The sequence below is a fragment of the Cytobacillus sp. FSL W7-1323 genome (genome assembly GCF_038595015.1).
Lineage (GTDB): Bacteria > Bacillota > Bacilli > Bacillales > Cytobacillaceae > Cytobacillus > Cytobacillus kochii.
The window spans coordinates 1,968,958-1,978,704 of sequence record NZ_CP151998.1; the positions used below are offsets into that span (position 1 = coordinate 1,968,958).

The 9,747-nt window shown below is 36.4% G+C and carries 9 protein-coding genes; all 9 read left to right on the plus strand.

The window, feature by feature from the left end; all coding sequences use genetic code 11:
* Positions 1-41: 41 nt before the first annotated feature.
* The 9 genes from rpsB to MKX67_RS10300 all read left to right on the plus strand — a co-directional run bounded on the left by rpsB (position 42) and on the right by MKX67_RS10300 (position 9,646).
* On the plus strand, positions 42-743 hold the full coding sequence (gene rpsB, locus MKX67_RS10260; protein ID WP_095369504.1) for a 30S ribosomal protein S2: 702 nt from the start codon (positions 42-44) through the stop codon (positions 741-743).
* A gap of 204 nt (positions 744-947) precedes the next feature.
* Positions 948-1,829, plus strand: a complete 882-nt coding sequence (tsf, locus tag MKX67_RS10265; protein ID WP_095369503.1) for a translation elongation factor Ts — start codon at positions 948-950, stop codon at positions 1,827-1,829.
* Positions 1,830-1,951: 122 nt separating this feature from the next.
* Positions 1,952-2,677, plus strand: coding sequence for a UMP kinase (gene pyrH / locus MKX67_RS10270; protein ID WP_095369502.1), 726 nt, complete (start codon positions 1,952-1,954; stop codon positions 2,675-2,677).
* Entirely contained in the window at positions 2,678-3,235 is a 558-nt protein-coding gene (frr, locus tag MKX67_RS10275) for a ribosome recycling factor (protein ID WP_095369501.1), read from the plus strand.
* Between the two features lie 464 nt (positions 3,236-3,699).
* Complete coding sequence (locus tag MKX67_RS10280) at positions 3,700-4,476, plus strand: isoprenyl transferase (protein WP_095369500.1); 777 nt, start codon at positions 3,700-3,702, stop codon at positions 4,474-4,476.
* A 17-nt stretch (positions 4,477-4,493) separates the two neighbouring features.
* A complete protein-coding gene (locus MKX67_RS10285) occupies positions 4,494-5,294 on the plus strand; it encodes a phosphatidate cytidylyltransferase (protein WP_095369499.1) in 801 nt (266 codons plus the stop codon).
* Positions 5,295-5,412: 118 nt separating this feature from the next.
* Positions 5,413-6,558 carry a 1-deoxy-D-xylulose-5-phosphate reductoisomerase gene (dxr, locus tag MKX67_RS10290; protein ID WP_095369498.1) on the plus strand — a complete coding sequence of 382 codons (1,146 nt, stop codon included), beginning with the start codon at positions 5,413-5,415 and terminating at the stop codon, positions 6,556-6,558.
* A gap of 35 nt (positions 6,559-6,593) precedes the next feature.
* On the plus strand, positions 6,594-7,859 hold the full coding sequence (rseP, locus tag MKX67_RS10295; protein WP_095369497.1) for an RIP metalloprotease RseP: 1,266 nt from the start codon (positions 6,594-6,596) through the stop codon (positions 7,857-7,859).
* Between the two features lie 92 nt (positions 7,860-7,951).
* Complete coding sequence (locus MKX67_RS10300) at positions 7,952-9,646, plus strand: proline--tRNA ligase (protein ID WP_342489216.1); 1,695 nt, start codon at positions 7,952-7,954, stop codon at positions 9,644-9,646.
* Positions 9,647-9,747 lie beyond the last annotated feature (101 nt).

The window sequence follows — 9,747 nt, forward strand, 5'->3', positions numbered from 1 at the left end:
TATGAGCGGAGGAAAATAAAAACCATTAGGAGGAAACATCCATGTCAGTAATTTCTATGAAGCAATTGCTTGAAGCTGGTGTACATTTCGGACACCAAACTCGCCGTTGGAACCCAAAAATGAAAAAATACATTTTCACTGAGCGTAACGGCATCTACATTATCGACCTTCAAAAAACAGTTAAGAAGGTAGAAGAAGCTTATAATTTCGTTAAAGAACTAGCTGGTGAAGGCGGAACAGTTCTTTTCGTTGGTACTAAAAAACAAGCGCAAGATTCTGTTAAAGAAGAAGCAATTCGTTCTGGTATGTACTATGTAAACCAACGTTGGTTAGGTGGTACATTAACAAACTTTGAAACAATCCAAAAGCGTATTGCACGTCTTAAAGATATCGAAAGAATGTCTGAAGATGGCACTTTTGAAGTACTTCCTAAAAAAGAAGTTGTTCAATTAAGAAAAGAGCAAGAACGTTTAGAAAAATTCTTGGGCGGAATCAAAGATATGAAAGCTCTTCCTGATGCTTTATTCATCATTGATCCTCGTAAAGAGCGCATTGCAGTTGCAGAAGCGCATAAATTAAACATTCCAATCGTTGGTATTGTTGATACGAACTGTGATCCAGATGAAATCGATGTAGTAATCCCTGCAAACGACGATGCAATTCGTGCCGTTAAACTTTTAACTGGTAAAATGGCGGATGCAATTTTAGAAGCTAAACAAGGTGAAGAAGTAACGACTGCATAATTGCTATGAAATGCGTTATTTTTGAAAAGGTGATAATAGGGAGCACCCTTTATCACCTTTTTTTAAAAAGAATGACGTATTTGTTGCCTGCAAATCAAAAGAACGATTGGCATACGCAATATTTGGAAAAGATAATGTAATAATAAAAAATCATGCTGAATGTTCATATACGACATTTACATATTCAATAAGGAGGATTCCATAATGGCAATCACTGCACAAATGGTAAAAGAATTACGTGAAAAAACAGGTGCTGGAATGATGGATTGTAAAAAAGCACTTCAAGAAGTAGACGGAGATATGGAAAAAGCAATTGACTTTCTTCGTGAGAAAGGTATTGCAAAAGCTGCGAAGAAAGGCGATCGTATCGCTGCTGAAGGCTTAACTTCTATTAAAGTAGAAGGAAATGAAGCTGTTATTCTTGAAGTAAATGCTGAAACAGACTTCGTTGCTAAAAACGAAGGTTTCCAAACACTTGTAAAAGAATTAGGAGAGCACTTGTTAAGTGTAAAACCTGCGTCAGTTGAAGAAGCACTTCAAGGATCTATGACAAATGGTAACACAGTTGAGTCTCATATCAATACAGCTATTTCTAAAATTGGAGAAAAACTATCATTACGCCGTTTTGAAGTTAAAACAAAAACAGATAACGATGCTTTTGGCGCATACCTACACATGGGTGGACGTATTGGTGTACTTACAGTACTTGAAGGTACAACTGATGAAGAAGCAGCAAAAGACGTATCTATGCATATTGCAGCATTAAACCCTAAATATATCTCTCGTGATGAAGTTTCACAAGAAGAAGTTGAACATGAGCGTCAAGTTCTTACTCAACAAGCGCTTAACGAAGGTAAACCAGAAAAAATCGTTGAGAAAATGGTTGAAGGTCGCTTAGGTAAATATTTCGAAGAAGTTTGTGTAAACGATCAATCATTTGTTAAAAACCCAGATGAAAAAGTTGGGAAATTTGTTGCTTCTAAAGGCGGTAAAATTAGCGAATTCGTACGTTATGAAGTAGGAGAAGGTATCGAAAAACGCGAAGATAACTTTGCAGAAGAAGTAATGAGCCAAGTGAAAAAATAATAAATCTACCATAGTAGATGAATTTGTGGGGAACACTGTGTGTTCCCTGTTTGTTAGAATAAATGTAATTTGAAATTTTAAGCAAAAGCTTTTTTTGCTTACTATTCATTATGGAGGTTCTTATGAGCGACCCTAAATATAAAAGAGTTGTTTTAAAATTAAGTGGTGAAGCATTGGCTGGAGAACAAGGTTTCGGCATTAATCCATCAGTAATTAAGTCAGTCGCACAGCAAGTGAAAGACTTAGCTGAGCTAGATGTTGAAGTAGCTGTCGTTGTTGGTGGCGGAAATATTTGGCGTGGTAAGATTGGTGAAGAGATGGGTATGGAACGTGCTAATGCAGATTATATGGGAATGCTTGCAACGGTAATGAACTCCTTAGCACTTCAAGATAGTTTAGAACAACTTGGGATTGAAACAAGAGTACAAACTTCAATTGAAATGAGACAAGTTGCTGAGCCATATATCCGTAGAAAAGCCATTCGTCACTTGGAAAAGAAAAGGGTCGTTATTTTCGCTGCAGGCACAGGAAACCCTTATTTCTCTACAGATACAACAGCTGCACTAAGAGCGGCAGAAATTGATGCTGAAGTTATATTAATGGCAAAAAATAATGTTGACGGTGTATACTCTGCTGATCCACGAATCGATAAAAATGCAAAAAAATACGATGAATTATCCTATTTAGATGTCATTAAAGAGGGATTAGCAGTCATGGATTCAACGGCATCATCACTTTGCATGGATAATAATATTCCACTGATTGTCTTTTCTATTATGGAAAAAGGAAATATCAATCGCGCTGTATTAGGCGAGCCAATCGGTACAATCGTAAGGGGGAAAAACTAAATGCCAAAAAATATCATAGCTAATGTAAAAGAACGTATGACAAAAGCAACACAATCTTACTCACGCGAATTAGCCGGTATCAGAGCTGGGAAAGCTAACTCTTCTATATTAGATAGAATAACAGTAGATTACTATGGTGCACCAACACCTATTAACCAATTAGCTGGTGTTTCTGTACCAGAAGCACGTTTATTAGTCATTCAACCCTATGATAAATCTATATTAGGTGACATTGAAAAGGCAATCTTGAAATCAGATTTAGGACTTACTCCAACAAGCGATGGAAACCTTATTCGTTTATCCATTCCACAACTAACTGAAGAGCGCCGTAAGGAACTTGTAAAAGTTGTGAAAAAAGAGGCGGAAGAAGCAAAAGTAGGCATCCGTAATATTAGAAGAGACGGTAATGATGATCTGAAAAAACTAGAAAAAAATGGAGAAATCACTGAGGATGATCAACGTGGTTACTCAGATGATATCCAAAAAGCAACAGATGAGTTCATTAAGAAAATTGATGAGCTTACAAAAGATAAAGAAAAAGAAATTTTAGAAGTATAATCTTATTTACATTATATAGGACATACTTTTTCGATTGTAGGCGAAGCCCTCTATGATAAATAGGGGGCTTTTTCTATAATGGACCGATTCTAAAACTTCGTGTTTTATGAATGAAGTGAAAAAGGCAGTAGCGTAGAAGAAAATGGAACTATTTTCTTTACTGATAGAATTTGTTGGCAGATAAACCAAAACGGCAATCCTTGAAATCGAACTCTTAATTTTAATTAATATCTTAAAAAAATATCTTATTGCATCGTTTTGTGGTAATCTTTAAAATGAGGAGCACAATTGGAGGAAAGTTATTGATGTGCTTACTTATTCTGCCTATAATGAATATATCTGAAATGGCAAAAGCGTCACTCGTTTAATCATCGAAGTAGTATGAACGGAAAAGGGTGCTTATCCATTAAATACATGGCATTACTTATTTAATGGTAAATCAGCCGATTAAAAGGAGTATTCAAATGTTCGATAAAATGAAACTTTGGAAAAATAATAATGACTCAATAGATCTTCAAGATAGAATAGATAATATTAAAGCACAGCCAATTCCAGAGCATGTAGCTATCATCATGGATGGTAATGGTCGCTGGGCTAAAAAAAGAACGTTGCCACGTGTTGCAGGTCATCATGAAGGGGCAAAAGTCGTTAGAAAAATCACACGATTCGCCAATCAACTGGGTGTTAAAACGTTAACATTATACGCCTTCTCTACTGAGAATTGGAAAAGGCCGAAAATGGAAGTCGATTTCCTTATGAAGTTGCCATCTGAATTTCTGCAAACGTTTTTACCCGAATTAATTGAAGAGAATGTTCAAGTGAAAATGATAGGAAATAAATCTATTTTACCGGCAGCGACATTAAAAGCGATTGACGAAGCGATCCAATCTACTGCTCATAATGATGGGTTAGTGTTAAATTTCGCTATGAACTACGGGAGTCGAGCGGAAATTATTGAGGCAGTTAAAAACGTCTTAATTGATGCGCAAAGTGGTATAATAGATGATGAAAAGTTAACAGAAGAAGTTTTTTCATCATACTTAATGACAAATGAGTTGACCGATCCAGACCTACTGATACGAACGAGTGGGGAAATTCGTTTAAGTAATTTTATGCTATGGCAACTAGCTTATGCTGAGTTTTGGTTTACAGATGTTTTATGGCCAGACTTTGGGGAAGAACATTTTGTTGAAGCAGTTGAAGTATTCCAAAAGCGTCAAAGGCGTTTTGGAGGAGTTTAATAAAGGTGTTGAAATGAATGAAAGAAAGAGTAATCACAGCAATCATTTTTGGAGCAGTTCTCTTGCCACTAGTATTTATTGGTGGGTGGCCATTGATGCTCCTTGCCTATTTTTTTGCAACAGTAGGCTTATACGAACTATTAAGAATGAAAGGGTTTAATCTATTTTCCCTTCCAGGACTCATATCTACGTTTATATTATGGATGATCATGATTCCTACAGAATTTTATTTTGCTTGGTTAATACGAGCAGGAGTTGGAAAGACAGATATTTTAGTACTTGGTGTACTTCTTTTGCTTACATATACAGTATTAACAAAGAATCGTGTTACATATGATGATATTGCCTTTATGCTCATTTCTACTATCTATATAGGTTTTGGTTTTCATTACTTTCTAGAAACGAGAGCGATGGAGAATGGTCTTATTTGGATCTTTTTTAGCCTATTTATTATATGGGCTTCTGATTCAGGTGCGTATTTCTTTGGAAAGGCATTTGGAAAAAGAAAGCTATGGCCAGATATTAGTCCTAATAAAACAATAGAGGGTAGTGTTGGCGGTGTTATTTCATCTGTTGTTGTTGCTTGTTTGTTTTTGATTTTTACAGATATTAGTGAACCCGCTATTCTCATTATTCTTATGACCTGTCTATTAGCTGTCTTTGGACAAGTTGGCGACTTGGCAGAATCAGCATTTAAAAGACATTACGGGGTAAAAGATTCGGGTAGAATATTACCTGGTCATGGTGGGATCCTTGACCGTTTCGATAGCTTGTTATTTGTTTGGCCATTTATGTATATTATCTTATCTATCATGTAATAAAAGACAGGGTAGAGAAACGATTATATAGAGACGCCGTTTTTAGCGGGGAAAGTGTAATCATACTATATGATATGTGGCTTAGTAGACACTTTTCTTAATAGGAGATGTTTTAGAAATGAAAAAAATTAGTTTAATGGGTGCTTCAGGTTCTATCGGTACACAAACGTTAGATATCATTAGACAGCATCCTGATGAATTCCAATTAGTAGCTTTTTCAGTAGGAAAAAATATTCATTTTGCCCGTCAAGTAATCAATGAATTCCATCCAGAGCTTGTTTCCGTCTTAGAAAAAAGTTCGATGGAGATGCTTAAAGCTGAGTTTCCAAGCATATCATTTACATATGGACAACTCGGTTTAACAGAAGTGGCTGTATACAATAAAGCAAATATATTGGTAAATGCTGTTTTAGGTCGTGTCGGACTAGAACCAACATTACAAGCAATTGAGGAAAGAAAAACGATTGCTATTGCAAATAAGGAAACATTGGTAACAGCGGGGCATTTAGTCATGGAAGCAGCAAAAAACTATGGTGTTGACCTTTTACCTGTTGATAGTGAGCATTCAGCGATTTTTCAAGCATTACAAGGTGAGAATGCGAAGAATATCGATAGATTGATTTTAACCGCTTCTGGAGGATCTTTTCGTGATTATAGCAGAGCGGATTTAGAAGCAGTAACAGTTGAACAAGCGTTAAATCATCCTAACTGGTCAATGGGAGCTAAAATCACAATTGACTCGGCAACAATGATGAATAAGGGCTTAGAAGTAATCGAAGCTCATTGGTTATTCTCATTACCATATGATAAGATTGACTGTCTTCTTCATAATGAAAGTATCATTCATTCAATGGTTGAATTCCATGATAGTAGTGTCATCGCACAATTAGGTACACCGGATATGAGGGTACCTATCCAGTACGCACTTTCATATCCAGACCGTTTACCATTAAAGAATAAGCGATTAGATCTAGCCAAAATTGGCCAGCTCCATTTTAAAGAGATGGATTATGATCGCTTTCGTTGTTTAGCGCTTGCTTACCAAGCAGGAAAAGAAGGTGGATCGATGCCTGCGGTTTTAAATGCAGCAAATGAAGCAGCGGTTGCAGCATTTTTAGAAGGAAAAATAAGCTTTTTAAAGATTGAAGAGTTAATTGAAAAAGCTTTAACAAGACATTCCTGTATAAAAGCACCGACATTATCAGAAATACAAGAAGTAGATGAGGAAACAAGAGCCTATATCTATTCGCTTTTATCAAGCTGATTCGTTTTTGATTCAGAAAAAAAGGTGGTTAAAAATTGAGTACAGTCATAGCCTTTATTATCATTTTTGGGGCACTAGTATTTTTCCATGAACTTGGACATTTAATCTTTGCGAAGCGAGCAGGTATCCTATGTCGTGAGTTCGCGATTGGTATGGGACCAAAAGTTTTTTCATTTACAAAAAATGATACACTTTATACGATCCGGTTGTTACCGATAGGTGGCTATGTTCGGATGGCTGGTGAAGATGTTGAAATGGTCGAATTGAAAGCAGGTTACCGTGTAGGATTAGTCTTCAATGACCAAAATGAAGTTCAGAAGATTATTTTAAATAACAAAGATAAATATCCGGATGCAAGGATTCTCGAAATCGAACATGCAGATATTGAACATGAATTGATATTAAAAGGGTATGTCGAAGGTGAGGAAGAAGAAAAATTAGAAACTTTTAAGGTGAATCGCCGAGCAGTATTGGTGGAAGATGGAACAGAAACACTGATTGCTCCTTATGATCGCCAATTTTCTTCTAAAACTTTAGGACAAAGAACAATGGCTATTTTCGCTGGACCGATGATGAACTTTGTTTTAGCTTTTGTTATTTTTGTCATCATCGCTTTATTACAGGGGATGCCATCAAATGCGCCGATGCTTGGGGAATTAACAGAAGATGGTGCAGCGATTGATGCAGGATTCAAACAAGGTGACATTGTTCATTCAGTCGATGGTGCAGAAATTTCAAGCTGGCAAGATGTTGTAGAAATCATTCAGAAAAACCCTAATAATGAGCTTGAATTTCAAATTGATCGCGGTGGGGAAGAAATGACGATCCCGGTTACACCTAAGTCACAAGAAATAGAAGATGGTCCGACAATCGGTGTGATCGGTGTATATAGTCCGATGGAAAAAAATCCATTAAAATCAGTTGTATACGGTGCTGAGGAGACCTTATTATGGACAAAAGAAATTTTTGTTATTTTAGGGAAGTTAATCTCTGGGGAATTTACGATTGATGCCCTTTCAGGTCCTGTTGGTATCTATGTTTCAGTTGACACAGTTGCTCAATCAGGTATATTTTATTTAATGAAGTGGGCAGGCGTCTTAAGCATCAATTTAGGTATCATGAACCTATTGCCTATCCCTGCTCTCGATGGTGGAAGATTAATGTTCTTTGCTATTGAAGGAGTTAGAGGAAAACCGATAGACAAACAAAAAGAAGGTATGGTTCACTTTGTAGGCTTTGCGCTATTAATGCTGCTTATGTTAGTTGTAACATGGAATGACATTCAGCGATTCTTTTTATAAGAAGATGAAACCTGAGGCTCAGAGATCCGTTTTCACTAAATGGTTTCTGAGCCTTGATAATGAAAATAAATAATAGAGGTGTATAAATTAAGATGAAACAAAGTCAGGTATTAATTCCAACTTTAAGGGAAAACCCTGCTGATGCAGAAATTAAAAGTCATCAACTTTTATTAAGAGCAGGATTTATTCGTCAAAATGCTAGTGGTATTTATAGTTATTTACCAATGGCAAGAAAAGTGTTACAAAATATTGAAACGATTATTAGAGAAGAGCTTGAAGCCATTAATGCCGTAGAGATGCTTATGCCTGCACTTCAGCAAGCAGAGTTGTGGCAAGAGTCTGGTCGCTGGTATACATATGGTTCAGAGTTAATGAGAATGAAAGACCGTCATGAGCGAGAATTTGCTCTTGGGCCAACACATGAAGAGGTTGTGACGAGTCTTGTACGTGATGAAGTGAAATCATATAAAAGGTTACCCCTTGCTCTGTATCAAATTCAAACGAAGTTTCGTGATGAAAAGCGTCCGCGTTTTGGTGTGCTAAGAGGTCGAGAATTTATTATGAAAGATAGTTATTCTTTCCATTCAAGCCAAGAAAGTTTAGATGAGATGTACGACCTTTTTTATCAAGCTTATTCCAATATTTTTTCTCGCGCAGGTTTGAATTTTAGAGCTGTTATTGCGGATTCTGGAGCAATGGGTGGTAAAGATACTCATGAATTTATGGTTCTGTCCGAAATTGGAGAAGATACGATTGCTTATTCTGATACATCTCAATATGCAGCAAATATTGAAATGGCAGAGGTAGTTTCAACATATGAAAAATCTAATGAAGAGTTAAGAGAAATTGAAAAAGTTAGTACTACGAATCAAAAAAGTATTGCAGAAATTGTGGATTATTTAAATGTCTCAGCAGAAAAATGCATAAAATCATTACTGTTTAAAGTAGATGAAGATTATGTATTGATACTTGTTCGTGGTGATCATGAAGTCAATGATATTAAAGTAAAGAATCTGCTCGCTGCCAATGATGTGGAATTAGCTGATGCTGAGGAGACAAAATCCGTTATTGGCTGTGAAATTGGTTCCATTGGTCCGGTTCATACAAATGTACGGATCATTGCCGACCATGCTGTCAGTGCAATTGTAAATGGTGTCTGCGGTGCAAATGAAGCTGGTTACCACTATGTCAATGTAAATGTGGATCGCGACTTTACCGTAGAACAATATGCAGATGTTCGCTTTATTCAAGAAGGAGACCCATCACCTGATGGAGAAGGTAGTATTCTTTTTGCAAAAGGAATTGAAGTTGGTCATATATTCAAGCTTGGTACGAGATATAGTGAAGCTATGGACGCGACTATTCTTGATGAAAATGGCCGTTCACAACCAATGATTATGGGTTGTTATGGCATCGGGGTTTCTCGTGTAATGGCAGCTATTGCGGAACAACATAGTGATGAAAATGGACTTGTTTGGCCGGAGAATATCGCACCTTATCAGCTTCATCTTGTTTCTTTAAATATGAAAAAAGAAGACCAAGTGCAATTAAGTGAAAGAGTATACGATTCTTTGAAAGATTTAGGGTATCGTATTTTATGGGATGATCGCGCTGAACGAGCTGGCGTAAAATTCGCTGATAGTGATTTAATCGGTTTACCTTTACGAATTACTGTTGGTAAAAAGGCAAATGAAGGCATCGTAGAAGTTAAATTAAGAAGTACAGGCGAGCAATTTGAAGTATCGGTGGATGAATTACCACAATTCATTCATAATCAGTTAGCATAAAAAACCTAAACATTCCTATATAAAAATATTCCGACCCCATTAGTCGTCAAATGTTAAAGATGAGAATGGGATCGGTTTTTTATTTATCATCGATAGAATTA

Coding starts and splice junctions, on each gene's coding strand:
- MKX67_RS10280 (WP_095369500.1), top strand. CDS start 3,700: ATGTTCGATAAAATGAAACTTTGGAAAAATAATAATGACTCAATAGAT.
- rpsB (WP_095369504.1), top strand. CDS start 42: ATGTCAGTAATTTCTATGAAGCAATTGCTTGAAGCTGGTGTACATTTC.
- MKX67_RS10285 (WP_095369499.1), top strand. CDS start 4,494: ATGAAAGAAAGAGTAATCACAGCAATCATTTTTGGAGCAGTTCTCTTG.
- MKX67_RS10300 (WP_342489216.1), top strand. CDS start 7,952: ATGAAACAAAGTCAGGTATTAATTCCAACTTTAAGGGAAAACCCTGCT.
- tsf (WP_095369503.1), top strand. CDS start 948: ATGGCAATCACTGCACAAATGGTAAAAGAATTACGTGAAAAAACAGGT.
- pyrH (WP_095369502.1), top strand. CDS start 1,952: ATGAGCGACCCTAAATATAAAAGAGTTGTTTTAAAATTAAGTGGTGAA.
- dxr (WP_095369498.1), top strand. CDS start 5,413: ATGAAAAAAATTAGTTTAATGGGTGCTTCAGGTTCTATCGGTACACAA.
- frr (WP_095369501.1), top strand. CDS start 2,678: ATGCCAAAAAATATCATAGCTAATGTAAAAGAACGTATGACAAAAGCA.